Genomic DNA, 23,207 nt, shown 5'->3' with positions numbered 1-23,207 from the left:
CCGCTGCATCGAGAAAGAACGTGCCCCATCCGCCAGAACGCTTCACCCCGGCCTTCGGCCTCGGCAATCCGCACTTGCAAACCTTGTGGGGGCCGCTGTGGCGTAAAACCGTGCACATCGGCCGCGAGCGCGAACGCCTGTGGCTTGAAGATGGCGACTTTCTCGATCTGGACTGGCACGGTCCGCACAGCGCCGACGCGCCTTTGGTGCTGGTGCTGCACGGGCTTACCGGGTCCTCGAATTCACCTTATGTCGCTGGCCTGCAAAAAGCCTTGGGTCACCGGGGCTGGGCCAGCGTCGCGCTGAACTGGCGCGGTTGCTCGGGCGAACCCAATCTGCTGCCACGCAGTTACCATTCCGGTGCCAGTGAAGACCTGGCCGAAGCGATCAGACACTTGCGAGCCAAACGACCTCTCGCCCCCCTGTATGCGGTGGGCTACTCCCTCGGGGGTAATGTCCTGCTCAAGCATCTGGGCGAAACCGGCAGCGACAGCGGCGTGACGGCCGCCGTGGCGGTCTCGGTGCCGTTCCGCCTGGACCAGTGCGCCGACCGCATCGGCCAGGGTTTCTCCAAGGTTTACCAGGCACATTTCATGCGCGAGATGGTCGCCTACATCAAGAACAAACAGCGACAGTTCCAGCACGACGGACGTGAGGATGGACTGGCCGCATTGGCTGCGCTCGGCTCGCTGGAAAACATGCGCACGTTCTGGGATTTCGATGGCCGGGTTACCGCACCGCTGAACGGCTTTGTCGATGCAGAGGACTATTATCGCCGCGCCTCGAGCCGCTACTTCCTCGGCGAGATTCGTACGCCGACCTTGATGATTCAGGCCGCCGACGATCCCTTCGTGTTTCCCCACAGCCTGCCGCACGCCGATGAGTTGTCCGCATCCACGCAATTCGAGCTGCAAGCCAAGGGCGGGCATGTCGGCTTCGTCGACGGTACGCTAAGGCAACCGGGTTACTACCTTGAACGGCGCATCCCCGAGTGGCTGGCCGCCACAGGGCGCGCCTGAGTCATGGACGCTGACCAGGGCGAGTCAATCCACTTCTGGCAAACCCCGCCCCTGGCCGGGGTCGAGTTATTGTCCGCCCGCTACATCGATCATCGTTTTGCCCCGCATGTGCATGACGGCTATGTGATCGGCATGATCATGGCCGGTGCCCAGCGTTATCGCTATCGCGGTGCTGAACACCTCGCGGGCAGCGGTACGCTGGTGCTGATCAACCCCGATGAATTGCACACCGGCCACAAAGGCACCGAGGATGGCTGGCTTTACCGGGCGTTTTATCCGGACAGCGGGCAGATAACCTCGCTGCTGGCCGAACTCGAACTGCCGACCCACCACCTGCCGGCCTTCGGCGCCACGCTGTATCGCGATCAGGATCTGGTGAACGGCTTCTGCCAACTTCATCGCCTGCTGGAAAGCCCCGCCACCGCGTTGCAGCAACAAACGGTCTGGCGCGAACTGGTGCTGTCGCTGTTGCAGCGTCATGCGGCGGTGCCCGATGCCGGTAAGCCCGGCAAGGAACACCGGGCCGTGAGCCTGGCCAAGGAATTGCTGCACGCGCAACTGGCAGCGCCACCCTCACTGGAGACGCTGGCGGCGGCGGTCAACCTCTCGCCCTTCCATTTCGCCCGGGTGTTCCGCCGGGCCACCGGCATGCCGCCGCACACCTGGCTGATGCAACAACGCATCGCCCGGGCACGGGCGTTGCTGCAGAGTGGCTGTCTGCCGCTGGAAGTCGCCATGCAACTGGGGTTTGCCGACCAGAGCCACCTGAGTCGGCAGTTCAAGCAGGTGTATGGGGTTGGACCGGGGGCGTATCGCAGTGCAAAAAGGGGACTAGAGGCTTAACTAGATCTCACAAACACCATCCATCCCTGTGGGAGCGAGCTTGCTCGCGATGGCGGCTTAACAATCAGCATCAATATTGAATGTGATGGCCCCATCGCGAGCAAGCTCGCTCCCACAAGGTTTCGTGATGCTCACTCGCCCGTGGCAATGCCCCGCGCAGGCTCGTTGATCCACTCGCTCCACGACCCGGCATACAACGAACCCAACGGATAACCGGCCAGACACAACGCAAACAGGTTGTGGCACGCCGTCACGCCGGAACCGCAGTACGCCACCAGATCCTTCGGCGAACGATCGCCCAGTTTTGCGGCAAAACGCTGCTTGAGCTGATCGGCCGGCAGAAAACGCCCGTCACTGCCCAGGTTGTCGGTAAACGCCGCGCACTGGGCGCCGGGAATGTGCCCGGCAATCGGATCGATCGGCTCCACTTCCCCCTTGAAACGCGGCAGTGCGCGGGCATCGAGCAGGGTCAGTTCCGGCCGGGCGAGGCGCTTTTGCAATTGCTCGGCACTGATCAGCAACGCCGTGTCAGGACTGCCGGTGAAGGAACCACGAGTGATCGCCGGCGCATCCAGGCTCAGCGGCAAACCGGCCGCGTGCCAGGCCTTGAGGCCGCCATCGAGGATGAATACACCGTCGCGTTTACCCAACCAGGCCAGCAACCACCAGGCCCGCGCCGCATAGGCCCCTGGACCGTCGTCGTACAGAACCACTTCGCTATCGGCGTTGATGCCCCAGGCTTGCAGGCGCTCGATCAGTTGCGCCGGCTCGGGCAGCGGATGGCGCCCGGTCACGCCCTTGACCACCACGCCACTCAGATCACGCTCGAGGTCGGCGTAGCTCGAACCGGCGATGTGCCCTTCGGCATAGCTGCGCTGACCGTAAACCGGGTCTTCAAGGGCAAAACGACAATCCAGAATCACCAGCCCCGGCTGGTCCTTTTTCAGGTCCAGTGCTTGCGGGCTGATCAGTTGCGCAATGGGCATAACGGGCTCCTGTGATTTTTATCAGACGTCGATCCTACGACACTTCCTCGAGCGCCTGGGCCAGGGGCACGTAAAACTCTTCGAACAAGGCCTTGACCGCATCGCGGGACTGATCCGTGACGAACCCAGCTTCCAGCACCAGCACCTGATAAACCCCGCGTTTAATGGCCTGTTCGCTCAAGTGGCTGGAGTTCTCCCGCGTGGTGCACAGGAAGCGCACCCAGGACGTGAGGATGATCCAGGCATTGAGGGTCAGGGATTCGATCTGCACCTTGTCCATCTTCAAAATGCCGGCGGCGACAAAACCTTCATAGATCGCCCCACCCTGGATCAGACAGCGCTGGGAAAAGCGTCGATAGCGGTCGGCCAGCTCGGGGTCGCTGTCGAGCAAATGTTCGAGATCGCGATGCAGAAAGCGGTAGCGCCACATCGCCGACAGCAGCTCCTTGAGGTAGAAGCGCTTGTCTTCCACCGTGGCGGCACGCCCCTGGGGAGGGCGCAGGAAGCTGTCCACCAGGCTTTCGTACTCGCTGAACAGCACGGCGATGATCGCCTGCTTGTTAGGGAAGTGGTAGTACAGGTTGCCCGGGGAAATTTCCATATGGGCAGCAATGTGGTTGGTACTGATGCTGCGCTCGCCCTGCTGGTTGAACAGCTCCAGGCTGTTCTGCACGATGCGCTCGCTGGTTTTGATCCGTGGGGCCATGGCTTGAGCTTTAATTCAGAGTGCGTTGACGGGCATCTTAGATCTATCCGCGAGCGGATAAAACAAAGCTGTTACAGGATGTCATTTGACTTTTTAGAGCATACACTCTAAAAAGTGCTTCATTACAATAAATCCGGAGCCGACCATGACTGCTGACATTTCCTACCTGCAAAACCTACAGCAGCCGCTGGAAGAGCTTCAGGCCCTGTTCGACGCTCAGCGTGCCGCCTACGCCGCCAACCCGATGCCGCCCGCCGCGCAGCGCCAGCAATGGCTCAAGGCCCTGAAGGATTTATTGAACAGCGAACGCCAGGCCTTGATCGATGCGATCAGCCAGGACTTCAGCCATCGCAGCGCCGATGAAACCCTGGTCGCCGAACTGATGCCCAGCCTGCACGGCATTCATTACGCCAGCAAACACCTCAAGGGCTGGATGCGAGCTTCGCGGCGCAAGGTCGGTGTCGCATTCCAGCCCGCCTCTGCCAAAGTCGTTTACCAACCGCTGGGCGTGGTCGGGGTCATCGTGCCGTGGAACTACCCGCTGTACCTGGCCGTTGGTCCATTGGTCGGCGCGCTGTCGGCGGGCAACCGGGTGATGCTCAAGCTCAGTGAGTCGACCCCCGCGACCGGCCTGCTGATGAAGCAACTGCTGGCGCGCATTTTCCCCGAAGACCTGGTGTGCGTGGTCCTTGGCGAGGCAGATATTGGCGTGGCGTTTTCACGTCTGCCGTTCGATCACCTGCTGTTCACCGGCGCCACCAGCATTGGCAAACACGTGATGCGCGCCGCTGCGGAAAACCTGACCCCGGTGACCCTTGAGCTGGGCGGCAAGTCCCCGGCCATCGTTTCCCACGATGTACCGCTCAAGGACGCCGCCGAGCGCATCGCCTTCGGTAAAACCCTGAACGCCGGCCAGACCTGCGTGGCCCCGGACTATGTGCTGGTGCCGGAGGATCGCGTGGGAGGTTTCGTCGAAGCCTATCGCTCTGCCGTTCGCGGGTTTTATCCGACGCTGACCGACAACCCGGACTACACCGCGATCATCAATGAGCGACAACTGGCGCGCCTCAACAGCTATATCAGCGATGCCACCAGCAAGGGTGCGTTGCTGATGCCGCTGTTCGACCAGGGCCAGGGCCGCCGCATGGGCCATAGCCTGCTGCTCAATGTCACCGACGAGATGACGGTGATGCAGGACGAAATCTTCGGGCCGCTGCTGCCGATCGTGCCGTACAAGGATCTGGACCAGGCGTTTGCCTACATCAATCAACGCCCGCGCCCACTGGCGCTGTACTACTTCGGCTACGACAAGCGCGAGCAACAGCGCGTGCTGCACGAAACCCACTCCGGCGGTGTGTGCTTGAACGACACACTGCTGCACGTCGCCCAGGACGACATGCCGTTCGGCGGCATCGGTGCCTCGGGCATGGGTCATTATCATGGCCATGAAGGCTTCCTGACCTTCAGCAAGGCCAAGGGTGTCTTGATCAAACAGCGGTTCAACGCGGCGAAACTGATTTACCCGCCGTATGGCAAATCGATCCAGAAGCTGATCCAGAAACTGTTCATCCGCTAACGATCATCACCGCCGGGAAATAACAACAATGAATCCCAGTTTGTCCGATACACCCGCGCTGTCACGGCGCGGGTTGCTTAAATTCAGCCTCGGCGCCAGCGCCTTTCTCGCCACTGCCGGGTTGGGCGCCAGCCTCAGCGGCTGTTCGGCGAGCGTCCCGGCCAGTGGCTTCGTCACGCTGCGCGGCGGCGACCTGCTGTTCTTGCGAGCGTTGATTCCGGTCATGCTCGATGGCGCCGTGACCTCCGAACGGATGCCCGAAGCTGTCGAAGGCACACTTAAAAGCCTGGATTACAACCTCGCGCACCTGTCGCCGGAAATGCTCAAACTGACCCGCCAACTGTTCGATGTGCTGGGCATGGCCGTCACCCGCGGACCGTTGACCGGGATCTGGGGCAGCTGGGAAAACGCCAGCGCCGACGATATCCGGCAATTCCTCGATCGCTGGGAAAACAGCTCGTTGAGCCTGTTGCGCATGGGCCACAGCTCTTTGCTGCAATTGGTGATGATGGCCTGGTACGGCCGCAAGGAATCCTGGGCGCATTGCGGGTATCCCGGGCCGCCTACGGTCTGAAACCGAGTCGCCCCCTTCGCGGGCAAGCCCGCTCCCACATTGACCGCGTGCCCCTGTGGGAGCGGGCTTGCCCGCGAAGGCGCCAGCCGCTTCACCGCCTACTCCAACAATAAAAAGAGAACCGAAGATGCCCGTACCTGATCCGTTTCGCGAAGGCATGGCCCGAGGCTGGAAAACCTACAACGGCTCGCAACTGACCCAGGACCTGACACTCGAAGCAGACGTGGCGATCATCGGCAGCGGTGCCGGCGGCGGCACCACCGCCGAAATCCTCAGCGCGGCCGGTTACAAAGTGCTGCTGATCGAGGAAGGCCCGCTCAAGACCAGCAGCGACTTCAAGCTGCTCGAAGACCAGGCCTACAGCAGCCTCTATCAGGAAGGCATCGGCCGCATGAGCAAGGATGGCGCAATCACCATCCTCCAGGGCCGGGCGGTGGGCGGCACCACGCTGATCAACTGGACCTCCAGTTTCCGCACCCCGGAACCGACCCTGGAACACTGGGCCAAAGAGCACAACGTCAAGGGTCACAGCCCGGCGGAAATGGCACCGTGGTTCGAGAAAATGGAGCAGCGCCTGGGCGTCGCGCCGTGGATGGTGCCACCCAACGCCAACAACGATGTGATCCGCAAGGGCTGCCAGGAACTGGGTTACAGCTGGCACGTCATCCCGCGCAACGTTCGCGGCTGCTGGAACCTCGGCTACTGCGGCATGGGCTGCCCGACCAACGCCAAGCAATCGATGATGGTCACCACCATCCCGGCGACCCTGGAAAAAGGCGGCGAGCTGCTTTACCTGGCCCGCGCCGAAAAACTCATGATCAGCGGCGACAAGATCACCGGTCTGCATTGCTCGGCGATGGATGAACGCTGCGTCGCACCGACCGGGCGCACCATCACGGTCAAGGCGCGGCATTTCGTGCTGGCCGGTGGCGGCATCAACAGCCCGGCCTTGCTGATGCGCTCCGGGGCACCCGACCCGCACAAGCGCCTGGGCAAACGTACGTTCCTGCACCCGGTGAACATGTCCGCCGCGTTGTTCGACGAAGTCGTGAACCCGTTCTACGGCGCGCCTCAGTCGATCTATTCCGACCATTTCCAGTGGCAGGACGGCACCACCGGCAAGATGTCCTTCAAACTGGAGGTCCCGCCATTGCATCCGGCGCTGGCCGCCACCTTGCTCGGCGGTTTCGGGCAGGAAAATTCGCAACACATGGCCAATCTGCCCCATACCCACGCCATGCTGGCGTTACTGCGGGACGGCTTTCACCCGGACAGCCCAGGTGGCAGCGTCGAATTGCGCAGCGACGACACGCCGGTGCTGGATTACCAACTCTCACCTTACGCCTGGGATGGCTTGCGCCGGGCATTCCACAGCATGGCCGAGATCCAGTTTGCCGGTGGCGCCAAGGCCGTCATGCCGATGCACGCCGACGCCCGTTACGTGAAGACCCTTGCCGAAGCCCGTACGCTGATCGATGGCCTGAGCCTGGAGCTGTACCGCACGCGCCTGGGCAGTGCCCATGTGATGGGCGGTTGCGCCATGGGTGAAGACCCGACGAACGCAGTGACCGACAGCCTCGGCCGGCACCATCAGTTGGCCAATCTGTCGATCCACGACGGCTCGCTGTTCCCCACCAGCATTGGCGCCAATCCACAGCTGTCGGTCTACGGACTGACGGCACAACTGGCGACTTCCCTGGCCGAACGTTTAAAAAACCCATGAAAATGACGATTATTCCCATCGTCTATAGTGCTTTCTTACCCAACAGGCGACTTGGCCGACCGGGAAGGCTGCGATACCATCCGACTCCCCAACGGATTCCCGCCAGGACGACGCGATGAACCGAGTGTTGTACCCAGGTACCTTCGACCCTATTACCAAGGGCCATGGCGATCTGGTCGAACGCGCCTCGCGCCTGTTCGATCACGTGATCATCGCCGTCGCCGCCAGCCCGAAGAAAAACCCGCTGTTTCCTCTGGAACAACGGGTGGAACTGGCGCGCGAGGTCACTAAACATCTGCCGAACGTTGAAGTCGTCGGTTTCTCGACGCTGCTGGCGCATTTCGCCAAAGAGCAGAATGCCAACGTGTTCCTGCGTGGTTTGCGCGCGGTGTCGGACTTCGAATACGAATTCCAGCTGGCCAACATGAACCGCCAACTGGCGCCGGATGTGGAAAGCCTGTTCCTGACCCCGTCCGAGCGTTATTCGTTCATCTCCTCGACGCTGGTCCGTGAAATTGCGGCCCTGGGTGGCGATATCACCAAGTTCGTACACCCTGCGGTGGCGGACGCCCTGACCGAGCGCTTCAAGAAATAACCCCGCAATACTGTAGGAGCGAGCCTGCTCGCGATGGACGTCAACGATAACGCGGGAAACCTGACACCCCGCGGCGCTCTCGGCTTCATCGCCAGCAGGCTGGCTCCTACAGTGCGTCGCCCCTGCGTGCAACACGGGCGCCAATGCGGCACAATTGTACGCATTGGTTTATTGCGCCCGGGCCTGCCGCCCCGGCTGGAGTTAGCATGTCCCTGATCATCACCGACGATTGCATCAACTGCGACGTCTGCGAACCCGAGTGCCCGAACGCTGCCATTTCCCAGGGCGAAGAGATCTACGTGATCGACCCGAACCTGTGCACCCAGTGTGTCGGCCACTACGACGAACCGCAGTGCCAGCAGGTCTGCCCGGTGGATTGCATTCCACTGGACGAAGCCCATCCTGAGACTGAAGAACAGTTGATGGAGAAATACCGCAAGATTACCGGTAAGGCTTGATTTTCAGGCTTTCAGCGCTCTTTCGGGCCTCTTCGCGAGCAAGCCCGCTCCCACAGGGGATCTGCGCCGTACACAAATCCCCTGTGGGAGCGGGCTTGCTCGCGAAAGCGTCATCAGCCTCACTGAAGATCCAACTGACCTTCAGCTCTGACAACGCGGACAAAAAACACTGGCGCGCTGCCCCAGCTTCACTTCCCGCAGCCCCGTGCCACACACCTTGCAGTGTTCGCCGCCACGGCCGTACACGAACAGTTCCTGCTGGAAATAACCAGGCTGACCGTCACCGCCGATAAAGTCCCGCAGCGTAGTACCGCCGCGCTCGATGGCGGCCGCCAGGATGCGCTTGATCTCGATGGCCAGTTTCAAATACCGCGCACGGGAAATGCTCTTGGCTTCGCGGCGCGGGTCGATTCCAGCGGCGAACAACGCTTCGGTCGCATAGATATTGCCGACGCCCACCACCACCGCGTTATCCATGATGAACGGCTTGACCGCCATCGAACGGCCACGGGACTGCTGGAACAGGCGCTCGCCGTCGAACAGGTCGGTCAGCGGTTCCGGCCCCAGGCGAATCAGCAATTCGTGATTGAGCGGATCGAGGCTCCAGAGCATGGCGCCAAAGCGCCGCGGATCGGTGTAACGCAGGGCCAGGCCCGATTCCAGCTCGATGTCCACATGCTCATGCTTGGCCGCCGGCAACCCGGCCTCCACCAGACGCAAGTTGCCTGACATGCCCAAATGGCTGATCAAGGTGCCGACTTCGGCGTTGATCAGCAGGTACTTGGCGCGCCGCTCCACCAATACGATGCGCTGGCCGGACAGGCGCACATCGAGGTCCTCGGGGATCGGCCAGCGCAGACGGCGATCACGCACAATCACCCGGCTGACGCGCTGGCCTTCCAGGTACGGCGCGATGCCGCGACGAGTGGTTTCGACTTCTGGCAATTCAGGCATGGTGCTCTCGGATCAGGCGCATGGCGTGGAAAGGTCCGACACTCAGCGATGAGTGCCGAGGTCGCGGATCGTCTGCTTGAGGGTCTCGAAGTCGTAGTCCGAGAGGCCGACATAATCGAGCACCAGCGGCGCGATGCTGTTCCACTCGTGGTCTTCGGCCTGGTTGCCCAGCACCCGATGCGACGCGCAAATGTGTTCGGCCATTTTCAGGATCGCCAACAGGTTCTTCAACGAACTGTTGCGCGAAGTCTCATCGCTGAACACCGCCAACGCATTGTGATGATTGGCGATCGCCGCGCTCACGTGCTCCGGCAGACGCCAGGACTTGGCCGTGTAATAACCGACCACCGAGTGATTGGTATTGAACACCTGATTCTCCGTGTCCACCACCCGGCATTCGGCGCTGGCGTTGGCATAGGCCTGCTCCAGAACACCCATGTAGTCGGGGAAACGCTGGAGCATCAAGGGCACGCCACAGTCGTGGAACAGGCCCAGGGCATAGGCTTCGTCGCCATTTTCAACGCCGATGCGCTTGGCCAGGGTCAGGCAGGTCATGGCCACGTCCTGAGCGGTGTCCCAGAAACGGTTCAGGGTGACAATGGTGTCGTCATTCATCTCGCCCTTGATCGACTGCGCATTGATCAGGTTGATGACCGAGCGGCTGCCCAGCAGATTGACCGCGCGCTGGATCGAGGCAATCTTGTTGCTCAGCCCGTAATACGGCGAATTGACGATCTTCAGCAGGGAACCGGAAAGACCCGGATCCTGGGATATCAGCTTGGCAATGACTTCCAGATCCGGGTCGGGCATGTACTGCTCCATCTGCAAATCCACCATGATCTGCGGCTGGGCCGGTACGCTGATGCCCTGCAGGGCTTGTTGGATCTGTTCGGAAGTCAGCTCTTGGGACATAGGTACACACTCTGGGTCAGACGGCGATTCTAACCTTTATGAAGTTGGATCCGACATACCAAATCGCAAGACAACCCTCTGTGGCGAGGGGGCTTGCCCCCGTTCGGTTGCGCAGCAGCCGCAAAACCGGTGAATCCGGTTTGTCTGATGCACCGCATCTACCAATTTCAGGACGGCTTCGCCGTCCAACGGGGGCAAGCCCCCTCGCCACATGTCCACTTGCAGGCCAATCCGGGGTCTCAACACGCTATACTCCCGCTCTTTTTTCCGGAGCGACGACATGTCCCTGCCTAGCCTGCGCCTCAAAGCCAACGCCGACCGTCGTCTGCGCAACGGTCACTTGTGGGTCTACAGCAACGAAATCGATGTAGCCGCTACGCCTTTGCACGGTTTCAAGGCCGGCGACCAGGCTATCCTCGAAGCCGCCGGCGGCAAGCCGCTGGGCATCGTCGCCATGAGCCCGAACAACCTGATCTGCGCCCGTCTGCTGTCGCGTGACATCAAGCTGCCGCTGGACAAATCGCTGCTGGTGCACCGCCTGAACGTGGCCCTGTCCCTGCGCGAGCGCTTGTTCGACAAGCCGTTCTATCGCCTGGTCTACGGCGACTCCGACTTGCTGCCAGGCCTGGTGGTCGATCGTTTCGGCGACATCCTGGTGGTGCAGATCGCTTCGGCGACCATGGAAGCCCATAAAGACGACGTGATCGCGGCGCTGACCCAAGTGCTCAAGCCAAGCGGCATCCTGTTCAAGAACGACTCCGCCGCCCGTGACGCCGAAGGCCTCACCCGCTACGTCGAAACCGTGTTCGGCCTGGTGCCGGAGTGGGTCGCACTGGAAGAGAACGGCGTGAAATTCGAAGCACCGGTCATCCAGGGCCAGAAAACCGGCTGGTTCTACGACCACCGCATGAACCGCGCACGCCTGGCGCCGTACGCCAAAGGCAAACGCGTGCTGGACCTGTACAGCTACATCGGCGGCTGGGGCGTGCAGGCTGCCGCGTTCGGCGCCAGCGAAGTGTTCTGCGTCGACGCCTCGGCCTTCGCCCTTGACGGCGTTGAGCGCAACGCCGCGCTGAACGGCTTCGCCGACAAGATGACCTGCATCGAAGGCGACGTGTTCGAAGCCCTCAAAGAACTGAAAGCCAGCGAAGAACGCTTCGACGTGATCGTGGCCGACCCACCGGCGTTCATCAAACGCAAGAAAGACATGAAAAACGGCGAAGGCGCCTACCGCCGCCTGAACGAGCAAGCCATGCGCCTGCTCACCAAGGACGGCATCCTGGTCAGCGCATCCTGCTCGATGCACCTGCCGGAAGACGACCTGCAGAACATCCTGCTGACCAGCGCCCGCCACCTGGACCGCAATATCCAGATGCTGGAACGTGGCGGCCAGGGGCCGGATCATCCGGTGCATCCGGCGATTGCCGAGACTCGGTATATCAAGAGCATTACCTGCCGGTTGCTGCCGAACAGTTAAGACGCTGGCGCTCCCGTACTGGGCTGAACCAGTGCGGGAGCGGTGCCCCGCTCAACACAGACAAGAACATTCCTACAACTGATCAGGAACGCTCCCACCGCCCTGCAGATTGACTTCGCCCGCCATCAAACCAATCCCCGACTCCTCGCAAAGTTCGAGTAAATGGGCTGATGACACACTCAGAAGACACTGCAAAAAAATCATCAGCCATTCTACTGCTGCTGACCATGACGCTGCTGAGCGTCTTTCCCCTTGATGTTTTGCTCCCTTCCTTTCCCGCTCTGGCCAAACACTTTCGGACCACGACTGCGGATATTTCCCTGTCCATCAGCCTCTTCGCTGTCGGCATCTCCCTGTCTCAGCTACTGATCGGCCCCCTGTCCGATGTTATCGGCCGAAAAGGGCTATTACTGGCGGGTATGGCGGTATCGATTGTCGGTGCAACTGGGTGCATCCTGACCACCGAATACGTCTGGTTCCTGTTTTTCCGGATGCTGCAGGCCATCGGCTGCGGTTGCTTCGTGCTGTCGCAGGCGCTAGTCCAGGATCTGTTTGAAGGCAAGGAGCGGGATCGGCTGCGGATTCTGATGGTCACGGCCAGCGGGGTATTCATTTCCGTCTCGCCGTTGTTGGGCAGTGTCTTGCAGCAAGCACTTGATTGGCCCGGTAGCTTTTTCCTGTTTATAGCCTTGGCCGTCGTCGTGTTTCTGAAGGCGTGTTTCATGCTGGAAGACCAGCGACCTGCAGTGACGTCAGCCCAAAACATTTTCCACGCCTATAGTCGGGTGTGTGGCAATGCGAGCTTCCTGGGCTATTGGTTGATCGCGGCCATCGCTTTTACCTGCCATTTTTCCTTTATCGTCGTTTCGCCGTTGATCTTCATGGATCAGCTACACATGTCGCCCTACGCATTCTCCCTGACCCTTCTGCTCTATGGCGCGGCTTATATCATTGGAGGCATCGCCGCCCGGGTGCTTTCCAGCCGGATAACACCCAATACTCAAATCATCGTCGGCTTGGGCCTGATTTTCTTCTCGGGAGTGGTGATGCTTTTAATCTCAAGCAGGCTTGGACTCTCGATCCTGACCGTATTGGTGCCGATGATCATCTGCACCGCCGGCACGACCATTGCCCGCCCCATTGCCACATCCAAAGCGATGGACGTGTTTGCGGACAACGCCGGCACTTCGGCGTCGGCCGGGAACACACTGGTTTTCATTTTTGGCGGCTTGACCAGCGCATTGATCAATCTAAGTGGTATAGATCTGCAAACGACCCTGGCACTCGCGTTCCTGCTGCTCAGCGCGGTGGCGCTCGGCCTTAATACCCTGATCAATCGCCGCCCTTCCTGTAGGAGCGAGCTTGCTCGCGATGGTCGCCAACGATAACGCGGGGAACCTGATACCCCGCGGCGTCTTTGATTTCATCGCGAGCAGGCTCGCTCCTACAGGTGCAGGACACATCCTGATCCACTGCCGAAGCGACAACCTCCCACACCACGCCTACCGTTTTCTCTTCCCATCACCGAAGAGGACAACGGAATGTCCAACACGCCAAAAGCCCATCGATTACCCACAGGTCGGCACTCGCAATCCGGTCGCATCTATCACCTGACCGCTGTCACCCATGAACGACAACCATTCTTCCAGGATTGGCGCACTGGCCGCTTTTTAGTGCACGAGTTCAGAAGGGTTCAGGAAGCCGGCTATGCCACGTCTATAGCCTGGGTAGTCATGCCGGATCACTTCCACTGGCTGATTGAATTGCACAACGGTGATTTACCGAAACTGGTGCAAGCCACCAAATCTCGCTGCACACGCCTCATCAATCAGAAACGAGATCTATGTGCTCCTGTATGGCAAAAGGGCTACTTCGACCGAGCCCTGCGTCGCGAGGAAGATCTGAAAGCCATCGCCCGATACATCATCGCCAACCCCCTACGCGCAGGCCTCGTCGACCATATCGGCGGCTACCCACTCTGGGATGCCATCTGGCTCTGACGCACAAATCACTGTAGGAGCGAGCCTGCTCGCGATGGTCGTCAACGATAACGCGGGGAACCTGGTACCCCGCGGCGTTCTCAGGTTTATCGCGAGCAGGCTCGCTCCTACAGAAAACGCGCCCGCACGTCTCGTAAGCGCCGCCTCCAGGTTTGCAGGCATTCCCTCCAGCCGCCAGCCGTGTAGAATCGCGAACATTCATCGCCAGTCATCCCCGGCGGGTTTATGAGCTCAAGCTGAAGCGCGCGGCGATCCCGCAAAGTTATCGGCAACTTCCGGACACGCGGCCATTTCTGAGTGTTCCAGACGTCAATAGAAGCTCACTTCCCTTTTGATACCTGATTAGCCGCCCGGAGTGCTTCATGCCTGATTACCGCTCGAAAACATCCACCCACGGCCGCAACATGGCCGGCGCCCGCGCACTGTGGCGTGCCACGGGGATGAAAGATGACGACTTCAAGAAGCCGATCATCGCCATTGCCAACTCGTTCACCCAGTTCGTACCGGGCCACGTGCACCTCAAGGACCTGGGGCAACTGGTCGCCCGCGAGATCGAACGCGCTGGCGGCGTGGCCAAGGAATTCAACACCATCGCTGTCGATGACGGCATCGCCATGGGCCACGACGGCATGCTGTATTCGCTGCCGAGCCGCGAGATCATCGCCGACTCCGTCGAGTACATGGTCAACGCCCACTGCGCCGACGCCATTGTCTGCATTTCCAACTGCGACAAGATCACCCCTGGCATGCTGATGGCGTCCCTGCGCCTGAACATCCCGGTGATCTTCGTCTCCGGCGGCCCGATGGAAGCCGGCAAGACCAAACTCGCCTCCCACGGCCTCGACCTGGTCGACGCCATGGTGATCGCCGCCGACTCCAGCGCTTCTGACGAGAAAGTCGCTGAGTACGAGCGCAGCGCCTGCCCGACCTGTGGTTCGTGCTCCGGCATGTTCACCGCCAACTCGATGAACTGCCTGGTTGAAGCGCTGGGCCTGGCCTTGCCGGGCAACGGTTCGACCCTGGCCACCCACAGCGACCGCGAGCAGCTGTTCCTGCAGGCTGGCCGCACCATCGTCGAGCTGTGCAAGCGTTACTACGGCGAGAACGACGAGTCGGTATTGCCGCGCAACATCGCCAACTTCCAGGCGTTCGAGAACGCCATGACCCTGGACATCGCCATGGGCGGCTCCACCAACACCATCCTGCACTTGCTGGCCGCTGCCCAGGAAGCCGAGATCGATTTCGACCTGCGCGACATCGACCGTCTGTCCCGTCACGTGCCGCAACTGTGCAAGGTCGCGCCGAACATCCAGAAGTACCACATGGAAGACGTGCACCGCGCCGGTGGCATCTTCAGCATCCTCGGCTCGCTGGCCCGTGGCGGCCTGCTGCACACCCAGCTGCCGACCGTGCACAGCCGCAGCATGGAAGAAGCCATCGCCAAGTGGGACATCACCCAGACCAACGACGAAGCCGTGCACCACTTCTTCAAGGCAGGTCCTGCGGGCATCCCGACGCAAACCGCGTTCAGCCAGTCGACCCGTTGGGAAACCCTGGACGACGACCGTGAAAACGGCTGCATCCGCAGTGTCGAGCACGCTTACTCGAAAGAAGGCGGCCTGGCCGTGCTTTACGGCAACATCGCCCTGGACGGCTGCGTGGTGAAAACCGCTGGCGTCGACGAGTCGATCCACGTCTTCGAAGGCAATGCGAAGATCTTCGAAAGCCAGGACAGCGCCGTACGCGGCATCCTTGCCGACGAAGTGAAGGAAGGCGACATCGTCATCATTCGCTACGAAGGCCCGAAAGGCGGCCCGGGCATGCAGGAAATGCTCTACCCGACCTCGTACCTGAAATCCAAAGGCCTGGGCAAAGCCTGCGCCCTGCTCACCGACGGCCGTTTCTCCGGCGGTACCTCGGGCCTGTCCATCGGCCACGCTTCGCCTGAAGCGGCTGCCGGCGGCGCAATCGGCCTGGTGCAGGACGGCGACAAGGTGCTGATCGACATTCCGAACCGCTCGATCAACCTGTTGGTCAGCGACGAAGAACTGACCTCGCGCCGGGTCGAGCAGGACAAGAAAGGCTGGAAACCGGTGGAAGTGCGTCCACGTAAAGTGACCACTGCACTGAAAGCCTACGCCCTGCTGGCGACCAGTGCCGACAAGGGTGCCGTGCGTAACAAGGCGATGCTTGACGGGCTGTAAGTCTGTGGCGAGGGGGCTTGCCCCCGTTCGGCTGCGAAGCAGTCGTAAATCCTGACGACTCGATTGGCCTGAAGTCCCAGGGGGTCGCTTCGCAACCCAACGGGGGCAAGCCCCCTCGCCACAGAGTATTCCCACACTACATGTGGGAATACTCAAAAAATACCCCGCCAAGTGCGGGGTATTTTGTTTCCACAGATCCCCTGTAGGAGCTGCCGCAGGCTGCGATCTTTTGATCCTGTTTTTTAAAATCAAAGTCAAAAGATCGCAGCCTTCGGCAGCTCCTACAAAGGGGGCCGGCGTTATTCCTGCGGGTCGAGATTATCCAGCGCCTGGTTCACCGCCAGTTCGCCCAGCATGATGACCTGGGCGATCCCCAGCATCGTGCTGCGTTGAGAGCCTTCCAGCAGTCCGGCGAAGTCGCTGGCCATGACATTGGCCGAGGCGAGGGATTCGCAGGCGTGGGCCAACAGGGTTTCGGTGTCGAGGCCCGGTGCGATGACGAATGTTTGGCTGGGTTTGCGCGGGGTGGCGTTGATGCGGGCAGAGAGGTTGTCGCAATCGGGAGGATCGGGGGTAACTTTCAACATTTGATGGAACTCCGGGTGAGAAAAATGGAGCCATCACCCTCGCTACCAAACGAGGGTGGCGGCCATACGCAGGTTGGTAGACCGGTCACCAGGAACCCGGCGCGTCCGAAGATGCCCTGCGCATGGCCACCATATGAGCAGAGACAGAAACGACCCCTGCAAAGGGTGGCGCAATGCGCCGAGGTGAACACGGGCTACCAAACCCGATCACTGATGTTCAGTGACGCGGAAACGATAGAAGCCGCCCCCCAGGCGCACAAGCCGGCGGATTCTGGCGTAGTCGTAGTCCCTTACGCAAGAATGCGTAGGTTGCGACTGTCAGGAGATGACTCGAATCAAATGTAGGAGCTGCCGCAGGCTGCGATCTTTTGATCTTGAAAAACAGAATCAAAAGATCGCAGCCTGCGGCAGCTCCTACAGGGGATTTTCAGACCGGGGTTATTGGATTTCTTCGGGTTTGACGATCACCCAGTTCTTGTCGGCAGTCACCGTCAAGCCTTCCTTGGCCTGCGCCGCGGCGTTCTTGGCCATCATGCCCTGGATCTGGGTCATGTACTTGTCCTTGCGGTTGACCCACAGGTGGATGCCGCCCTTGGCCACGTCAACACTGTGGAACAGCATGTAGCCGTCGCTGCTCGGGGTATCGCCGCCCACCAACACCGGTTTTTTCCACTGATCGATGTAGGTCAGGATCGCCGCCTGTTTGCCGGCCATCCAGGTCGCCGGGGTCCACAGGTACGGGGTCAGTTCGAGGCCGAGGTTGGCCTTCTCGTCATATTTGCCGTCAGTGATCTGCTTGCGCGCGGTGGTCAGTTCGCCCGTCTTCGGATCCTTGAGCAGCAGCGACACGCCGATCACGTTCTGCGGTTTGACGTTGTAGCCGTACTTCGGATCGGCCGCGACCATGCGCACCAGTTCTTCGGAGGCGGCGGTCATCACGTAGACCTCGATGCCGTTCTCCATCAGTTTCTTGTACAGCTCTTGCTGGCCGGTGAAGATTTTCGGCGGGTTGACGTCGAGCTTCTTGACCACATCGCCTTCGTAATAAGTCGCCGGCACCGGCTTGCCGGACGCCATCATCTCGTCGACATAGCCCTTGAGTTCCTTGAGGGTAAAGCCGGAGAAGATCTGGGCGACCCATGGATAGCAAACCATGTCGTCGAGTTCGCAGAGGCGGTAGTAGTAGCTGAACAGGCTTTCCTTGTGGTCGGCAGTGTCCTTGAACGGCATCAGTTTCAGGGAGGGATCGAGCTTGTCGCGGGTGATCAGGCCCTTGTTCTCCATGAACGGCAGCAACGACTCTTCGAGGTCGTAGCGGTAACTGGTGTTGTCCATGTCGAACACCGCGTAGTTCCCCTTGTTGGCGTTGGCGGCGATCATCGCGTCCAGCGCCTTGGCCTGATCGGCGGGCCAGTGTTTCAGATCCGTTGCGAAAACCTGGCCGGCAAGGCCCAGGCAAAGTGCTGCAGCCAGTAATTTCGGTGCGAACTTCATTGGCGTTTCTCCCTGAATGTGAAAGAGATCGACGCTAACAAATAAGTGTGACAGTCCTCGTCTGTCAGCGACCGCCCGCGTCCCTTTCGCGCCAGCTGCATTTCTGACAGCGACATCCGCTTATTCCAAAAACGACGGATATCATACGTTTTTGATATTAATTCATTAGTTTTCAAGCTGTTAGGCTTGCCGGTTCGCGGTTGCCCAAGGGTGCAACCGGCACAAGTCTTATCGGAGTCTTCATGAATCTGCCGCTGATCCTCAATCTGCTGGTGTTCCTCGCTTTGCTCTTCGGCCTGGCGCAAACCCGCCACACGACATGGAGCCTGGCGAAAAAAGTCCTGCTCGCGCTGGTGCTGGGCGTGGCGTTCGGTGTGGCGTTGCACACTGTCTACGGTGCCGGCAACCCAGTGCTGAAAGCCTCGATCGGCTGGTTCGACCTGGTGGGCAATGGTTATGTGCAATTACTGCAAATGATCGTGATCCCGCTGGTGTTCGCCTCGATCCTCAGTGCGGTGGCCCGCCTGCATAACGCGTCGTCCTTGGGCAAGATCAGCTTCCTGACCATCGGCACGCTGCTGTTCACCACGGCCATCGCGGCGCTGATCGGCATCGGCCTGACCAACCTGTTCGGCCTGACCGCCGAAGGCCTGGTGGCCGGCACCCAGGAAATGGCGCGCCTGCAAACCATCCAGACCGACTACGCCGGCAAGGTCGCCGACCTGAATGTGCCGCAGCTGCTGCTGTCGTTCATCCCGCAAAACCCCTTCGCCGATCTGGCGCGGGCCAAGCCGACGTCGATCATCAGCGTGGTGATTTTCGCTGCGTTCCTGGGTGTCGCGGCGCTGCAATTGCTCAAGGACGATGCCGAGAAAGGTCAGAAAGTGATCAACGCCATCGACACCCTGCAAGCCTGGGTGATGCGTCTGGTGCGCCTGGTGATGAAGCTGACCCCGTACGGCGTGTTGGCGCTGATGACCAAAGTGGTCGCCGGTTCCAACCTGCAAGACATCATCAAGCTCGGCAGTTTCGTGGTGGTGTCCTACATCGGCCTGGGCCTGATGTTCGTGGTGCATGGCGTGCTGGTGTCGGCCGCCGGGATCAACCCGCTGCGGTTCTTTCGCAAGATCTGGCCGGTGCTGACGTTTGCCTTCACCAGCCGTTCCAGCGCAGCGACGATTCCGTTGAGCATCGAAGCGCAGACCAGCCGCCTGGGCATCCCGCAGTCCATCGCCAGTTTCGCCGCCTCGTTCGGCGCGACCATTGGCCAGAACGGCTGTGCCGGTCTTTACCCGGCGATGTTGGCGGTGATGGTGGCGCCGACCGTGGGCATCAACCCGCTGGACCCGCTGTGGATCGCGACGCTGGTGGCGATTGTGACGCTGAGCTCGGCCGGTGTGGCCGGTGTCGGTGGTGGCGCGACCTTTGCCGCGTTGATCGTGCTGCCGGCGATGGGCTTGCCGGTGTCACTGGTGGCGTTGCTGATTTCGGTCGAGCCGCTGATTGATATGGGGCGTACGGCGCTGAACGTGAGTGGTTCGATGACGGCCGGGGCGATCACCAGTCAGGTGATGCAGCAGACGGACAAGGCGCTGTTGGATGCGGATGAGCATTCGGCGTTGGCGCAGGCTTGAGTAGCGTCTGATAGACCGCTATCGCGAGCAAGCTCGCTCCCACAGGGATCTGTGGTGCTCACACAATTTGTGATTCACCTCAAAACACTGTGGGAGCGAGCTTGCTCGCGATGCTTTTAGGCTTTTTCCCAGACTTCGAAGCTATACGCCGGCTTGTCGCCTTCCGCCGGATTCGGCACATCCGATACCAGTTTCCATTCCTTCAAATCAAACTCCGGAAACCACGCATCCCCTTCCGGACTCAGCGCCACGCGGGTCAGGTACAACCGGTCAGCCTGTGCCAGTCCTTGCGCATACAACTGCGCGCCGCCAATCAGCATCAATTCATCGACGCCCTGTTCCTTCGCCCATGCTTCGGCGCGAACGACGGCGGCTTCCAGCGACGGATAAACCTCCGCGCCTTCGAGCTGCAGATCCACCTGGCGACTGACCACGATGTTCAGGCGGCCCGGCAGCGGACGACCGAGGGAGTCCCAGGTCTTGCGACCCATGATGATCGGCTTGCCGAGGGTGGTGGCCTTGAAATATTTGAAGTCCCCCGGCAAGTGCCAGGGCATGCTGTTGTCGACGCCGATCACACGGTTTTCACCGAGGGCTGCAATCAGGCTGAGGGGGAGTGATTTAGTCATGCCGGCGAGGATACCAGAGCCTCGCTTTCGCCGATAAGCGCCACAGCGGTTATGCTCACAGCTCATTTAAGCGACGGGATGCCGCGTGACTGAACTCAATACCCTCTGGCTGACAGAAACCATCCGCCTGCGCGAAGAACACGCAGGCCCCCTGGAAGACCTGGAAGCCAACCGACTGGCCCGCAGCGCTGGCGGCGATTTGCCGGCGCGCATTCAACGCCGCGCCCTGTGGCTGGCTGAACGCGATGGCCTGACGACAGCCCTCAAACACTGGCTGCAAGGCTCGCGGCTGGCGCTGCTGGTGTTGGCGGTACTGGCCGTGATCAGCGGCGCCGGCCTGGCCTTCGCGGCTATGGGCGACGGCCTGCACCCCGTGAATGTGTTCTGGGCCCTGGGCAGCCTGCTCGGGCTCAATCTGGTCCTGCTGCTGAGCTGGGCCCTGGGGCTTGTATTTGCCGGCGAACACGGCGCCAGCCTCGGACGCCTGTGGCTATGGCTCAGCGAAAAACTCGCTCGTGACGCCAAAGCCGCGCAGTTGGCCCCCGCCCTGCTCCTGTTACTGCAACGGCAGAAACTCAATCGCTGGGCCATCGGCGTGCTGGTCAACAGCCTGTGGCTGCTGGCGATGCTCAGCGCGTTGGTGATCCTGCTGATGTTGATGGCGACCCGGCGCTACGGCTTCGTCTGGGAAACCACGATCCTCAGTGCCGACACCTTTATCGCCGTCACCCAGGCGCTGGGTGCGTTGCCGGCCCTGCTTGGCTTCAGTGTGCCGACCGTGGAGATGATCCGCGCCAGTGGCGATGCCGCACTGAACATCGAAAGCGCCCGCCAGGCCTGGGCCGCCTGGCTGGTGGGCGTGCTACTGGTCTACGGCGTTTTGCCGCGCCTGCTGCTCGCGCTGTTTTGCCTGTGGCGCTGGAAGACAGGGCAAACGGCGCTGCGTCTGGATTTGAACCTGCCCGGTTACGCGCAACTGCGTGAACGCTTGATGCCCACCAGCGAGCGCCTCGGCGTCAGCGATGCGGCACCGGCGCAACTGCATCGCGTGGAAAGCGGTGTCACCGAGCAGCAAAGCGACGGTGCGCTGTTGGTCGCCATCGAACTGGACGACCAACGCCCGTGGCCACCGCAGTTGCCGAAAAACGTCAGTAACGCCGGCATCCTCGACAGTCGCGAGTCGCGGCACAAACTCCTCGAACAACTGAGCCGCTTTCCCCCGGCACGCCTGGCCATCGCCTGCGATCCACAGCGCTCGCCGGATCGCGGCAGCCTGGCCTTGATTGCCGAGCTGGCCCGCAGCGCCAGCGCCACCCGCGTGTGGTTGTTGCAAGCGCCGCCCGGTGAAGCGCTGGACGCCGAACGCCTGGGCGACTGGCACGTGGCGCTGCAACAGCTTGAGTTGCCGTTTGCCGATTGTGCACCAATGAACTGGCTGGAGACGGGTCATGACTGACACCAGGAAGCAGCCTCTGAAACTCGCCGTGGTCGGTCACACCAACGTCGGTAAAACCTCGTTGTTGCGCACCCTGACCCGCGACGTCGGTTTCGGTGAAGTGTCCCATCGTCCCAGTACCACGCGGCACGTCGAAGGCGCCCGTCTTTCGGTGGACGGCGAGCCACTGCTCGACCTCTACGACACCCCTGGCCTGGAAGACGCCATCGCCCTGCTCGATTACCTCGAACGCCTGGAACGCCCGGGTGAACGCCTCGACGGTCCGGCACGCCTGGCGCGTTTCCTTGAGGGCAGCGAAGCCCGGCAACGCTTCGAACAGGAAGCCAAGGTGCTGCGCCAGTTGCTGGCGTCGGATGCCGGTCTTTATGTGATCGACGCCCGTGAGCCGGTGCTGGCCAAGTATCGCGACGAGCTGGAAGTGTTGGCCAGTTGCGGCAAACCCTTGCTGCCGGTGCTGAACTTCGTCAGCAGCGCCAACCACCGCGAACCGGCCTGGCGTGAAGCGCTGGCGCGGCTGGGCCTGCATGCCCTGGTGCGTTTCGACAGTGTCGCGCCGCCGGAAGACGGCGAGCGTCGACTCTATGAAAGCCTGGCCCTGCTGCTGGAAACGGCCCGGCCGCAACTCGAACGCCTGATCGCCGATCAGCAGGCCCAGCGTCTGGCTCGCCAGCAAAGTGCGGAGCGATTGATTGCCGAATTGCTGATCGATTGCGCGGCTTGCCGGCGCAGCGTGGTCAGTGAAGCCGAGCAGGAACAACAGGCGATCAGCGAATTGCGCAAAGCCGTACGCCAGCGTGAGCAGCGTTGCGTCGAGGCCCTGCTCAAGCTCTACGCCTTCCGCCCACAGGATGCCGCGGCCAGTGACTTGCCGCTGCTCGATGGCCGCTGGGGCGATGACCTGTTCAACCCGGAAACCCTCAAGCAACTGGGTGTGCGCGTCGGTGGTGGGATTGCCGCAGGCGCCGCTGCCGGGGCCGGGGTCGATTTGCTGGTGGGCGGGATTACGCTCGGCGCCGCTGCACTGGCCGGCGCCATTGCCGGTGGCGCCCTGCAAACCGCGCGCAGTTATGGCAGCCGCTTGCTGGGCAAGATCAAGGGCCAGCGCGAACTGACGGTGGATGACAACGTGCTGCGCCTGTTGGCGCTGCGCCAGCGGCAATTGCTGCAAGCGCTGAACGCCCGTGGGCATGCGGCGATGGACAGCATCCAGGTGGCGACGCCGCAGGAAAAGAGCTGGCGCGAAGGCAAGCTGCCCGAAGCCCTGAACAAGGCTCGGGCGCACCCGCAGTGGTCGTCGCTCAATCCTCATGCCAAATTGAATCAGGCGGAGCGGCAGGAGCAGGTTGAGGTGTTGGCGCAGCAGTTGTGAACCTGTTGATC

Annotated in this window: 21 protein-coding genes; 14 read left to right on the top strand and 7 right to left on the bottom strand. The window is 61.2% G+C overall.

The window, feature by feature from the left end; all coding sequences use genetic code 11:
• Nucleotides 1-20: 20 nt before the first annotated feature.
• Together AC07YV_RS04970 and AC07YV_RS04965 are read left to right on the top strand one after the other, a co-directional pair.
• Nucleotides 21-1,019, top strand: coding sequence for a hydrolase (locus AC07YV_RS04970; RefSeq protein WP_102699972.1), 999 nt, complete (start codon nucleotides 21-23; stop codon nucleotides 1,017-1,019).
• 3 nt (nucleotides 1,020-1,022) lie between these two features.
• Nucleotides 1,023-1,862 carry an AraC family transcriptional regulator gene (locus AC07YV_RS04965; protein WP_007975374.1) on the top strand — a complete coding sequence of 280 codons (840 nt, stop codon included), beginning with the start codon at nucleotides 1,023-1,025 and terminating at the stop codon, nucleotides 1,860-1,862.
• A 131-nt stretch (nucleotides 1,863-1,993) separates the two neighbouring features.
• On the opposite strand, the gene AC07YV_RS04960 is transcribed toward AC07YV_RS04965, so the two are convergent.
• Together AC07YV_RS04960 and AC07YV_RS04955 are read right to left on the bottom strand one after the other, a co-directional pair.
• Nucleotides 1,994-2,848, bottom strand: a complete 855-nt coding sequence (locus AC07YV_RS04960) for a sulfurtransferase (protein WP_102699973.1) — start codon at nucleotides 2,846-2,848, stop codon at nucleotides 1,994-1,996.
• A gap of 34 nt (nucleotides 2,849-2,882) precedes the next feature.
• Nucleotides 2,883-3,554: a TetR/AcrR family transcriptional regulator gene (locus tag AC07YV_RS04955; RefSeq protein ID WP_015097223.1), complete on the bottom strand. Its 672-nt coding sequence runs from the start codon at nucleotides 3,552-3,554 to the stop codon at nucleotides 2,883-2,885.
• Nucleotides 3,555-3,699: 145 nt separating this feature from the next.
• Between AC07YV_RS04955 and AC07YV_RS04950 the strand changes: the two genes are divergently transcribed.
• From AC07YV_RS04950 to AC07YV_RS04930, 5 genes are all read left to right on the top strand, one after another.
• Nucleotides 3,700-5,130 carry a coniferyl aldehyde dehydrogenase gene (locus tag AC07YV_RS04950; protein ID WP_102699974.1) on the top strand — a complete coding sequence of 477 codons (1,431 nt, stop codon included), beginning with the start codon at nucleotides 3,700-3,702 and terminating at the stop codon, nucleotides 5,128-5,130.
• A gap of 28 nt (nucleotides 5,131-5,158) precedes the next feature.
• Complete coding sequence (locus AC07YV_RS04945; protein ID WP_102699975.1) at nucleotides 5,159-5,704, top strand: twin-arginine translocation pathway signal protein; 546 nt, start codon at nucleotides 5,159-5,161, stop codon at nucleotides 5,702-5,704.
• A gap of 127 nt (nucleotides 5,705-5,831) precedes the next feature.
• Nucleotides 5,832-7,427 carry a GMC family oxidoreductase gene (locus tag AC07YV_RS04940; protein WP_102699976.1) on the top strand — a complete coding sequence of 532 codons (1,596 nt, stop codon included), beginning with the start codon at nucleotides 5,832-5,834 and terminating at the stop codon, nucleotides 7,425-7,427.
• Between the two features lie 115 nt (nucleotides 7,428-7,542).
• Entirely contained in the window at nucleotides 7,543-8,022 is a 480-nt protein-coding gene (gene coaD, locus AC07YV_RS04935; protein ID WP_007975368.1) for a pantetheine-phosphate adenylyltransferase, read from the top strand.
• 206 nt (nucleotides 8,023-8,228) lie between these two features.
• A complete protein-coding gene (locus AC07YV_RS04930) occupies nucleotides 8,229-8,480 on the top strand; it encodes a YfhL family 4Fe-4S dicluster ferredoxin (protein WP_003195146.1) in 252 nt (83 codons plus the stop codon).
• A 141-nt stretch (nucleotides 8,481-8,621) separates the two neighbouring features.
• Here AC07YV_RS04930 and mutM read toward each other — a convergent pair whose 3' ends face one another.
• Together mutM and AC07YV_RS04920 are read right to left on the bottom strand one after the other, a co-directional pair.
• Nucleotides 8,622-9,434, bottom strand: coding sequence for a bifunctional DNA-formamidopyrimidine glycosylase/DNA-(apurinic or apyrimidinic site) lyase (gene mutM / locus AC07YV_RS04925; protein ID WP_015097228.1), 813 nt, complete (start codon nucleotides 9,432-9,434; stop codon nucleotides 8,622-8,624).
• Between the two features lie 42 nt (nucleotides 9,435-9,476).
• On the bottom strand, nucleotides 9,477-10,346 hold the full coding sequence (locus tag AC07YV_RS04920; RefSeq protein WP_102699978.1) for an HDOD domain-containing protein: 870 nt from the start codon (nucleotides 10,344-10,346) through the stop codon (nucleotides 9,477-9,479).
• A 280-nt stretch (nucleotides 10,347-10,626) separates the two neighbouring features.
• On the opposite strand from AC07YV_RS04920, the gene AC07YV_RS04915 reads away from it, so the two are divergent.
• The 4 genes from AC07YV_RS04915 (at nucleotide 10,627) to ilvD (ending at nucleotide 16,027) form a co-directional block, all read left to right on the top strand.
• On the top strand, nucleotides 10,627-11,823 hold the full coding sequence (locus tag AC07YV_RS04915) for a class I SAM-dependent rRNA methyltransferase (RefSeq protein ID WP_102699979.1): 1,197 nt from the start codon (nucleotides 10,627-10,629) through the stop codon (nucleotides 11,821-11,823).
• Between the two features lie 170 nt (nucleotides 11,824-11,993).
• Nucleotides 11,994-13,211 (top strand): MFS transporter, encoded by a 1,218-nt coding sequence (locus tag AC07YV_RS04910; protein ID WP_102699980.1) that lies wholly within the window; start codon nucleotides 11,994-11,996, stop codon nucleotides 13,209-13,211.
• Between the two features lie 153 nt (nucleotides 13,212-13,364).
• Nucleotides 13,365-13,823, top strand: coding sequence for an REP-associated tyrosine transposase (locus AC07YV_RS04905; RefSeq protein WP_102699982.1), 459 nt, complete (start codon nucleotides 13,365-13,367; stop codon nucleotides 13,821-13,823).
• Between the two features lie 362 nt (nucleotides 13,824-14,185).
• Entirely contained in the window at nucleotides 14,186-16,027 is a 1,842-nt protein-coding gene (gene ilvD / locus AC07YV_RS04900) for a dihydroxy-acid dehydratase (RefSeq protein ID WP_102699984.1), read from the top strand.
• Between the two features lie 299 nt (nucleotides 16,028-16,326).
• Here the strand turns inward: ilvD and AC07YV_RS04895 are convergent, their stop codons facing one another.
• Together AC07YV_RS04895 and AC07YV_RS04890 are read right to left on the bottom strand one after the other, a co-directional pair.
• On the bottom strand, nucleotides 16,327-16,614 hold the full coding sequence (locus tag AC07YV_RS04895; RefSeq protein WP_102699986.1) for a DUF6124 family protein: 288 nt from the start codon (nucleotides 16,612-16,614) through the stop codon (nucleotides 16,327-16,329).
• Between the two features lie 438 nt (nucleotides 16,615-17,052).
• Nucleotides 17,053-18,108, bottom strand: coding sequence for an HAD family hydrolase (locus AC07YV_RS04890; protein WP_102699987.1), 1,056 nt, complete (start codon nucleotides 18,106-18,108; stop codon nucleotides 17,053-17,055).
• Nucleotides 18,109-18,350: 242 nt separating this feature from the next.
• Here AC07YV_RS04890 and AC07YV_RS04885 point away from each other — a divergent pair, with 242 nt between their 5' ends.
• A complete protein-coding gene (locus AC07YV_RS04885; RefSeq protein WP_095964232.1) occupies nucleotides 18,351-19,742 on the top strand; it encodes an L-cystine transporter in 1,392 nt (463 codons plus the stop codon).
• A 116-nt stretch (nucleotides 19,743-19,858) separates the two neighbouring features.
• Here the strand turns inward: AC07YV_RS04885 and AC07YV_RS04880 are convergent, their stop codons facing one another.
• Complete coding sequence (locus AC07YV_RS04880) at nucleotides 19,859-20,371, bottom strand: dihydrofolate reductase (protein WP_102699988.1); 513 nt, start codon at nucleotides 20,369-20,371, stop codon at nucleotides 19,859-19,861.
• An 85-nt stretch (nucleotides 20,372-20,456) separates the two neighbouring features.
• Between AC07YV_RS04880 and AC07YV_RS04875 the strand changes: the two genes are divergently transcribed.
• Entirely contained in the window at nucleotides 20,457-21,827 is a 1,371-nt protein-coding gene (locus AC07YV_RS04875) for a DUF2868 domain-containing protein (protein ID WP_102699989.1), read from the top strand.
• The gene (locus AC07YV_RS04870; protein ID WP_015097237.1) at nucleotides 21,820-23,196 is read left to right on the top strand and encodes a GTPase/DUF3482 domain-containing protein; all 1,377 of its coding nucleotides are present in this window, start codon (nucleotides 21,820-21,822) and stop codon (nucleotides 23,194-23,196) included. Before AC07YV_RS04875 ends, AC07YV_RS04870 begins: the two co-directional genes overlap by 8 nt.
• Nucleotides 23,197-23,207 lie beyond the last annotated feature (11 nt).

The sequence above is a fragment of the Pseudomonas sp. GW456-E7 genome (assembly GCF_059424105.1).
Note: the sequence above shows the minus strand (reverse complement) of the source record. Positions and strands in the feature narration are given on the sequence as shown.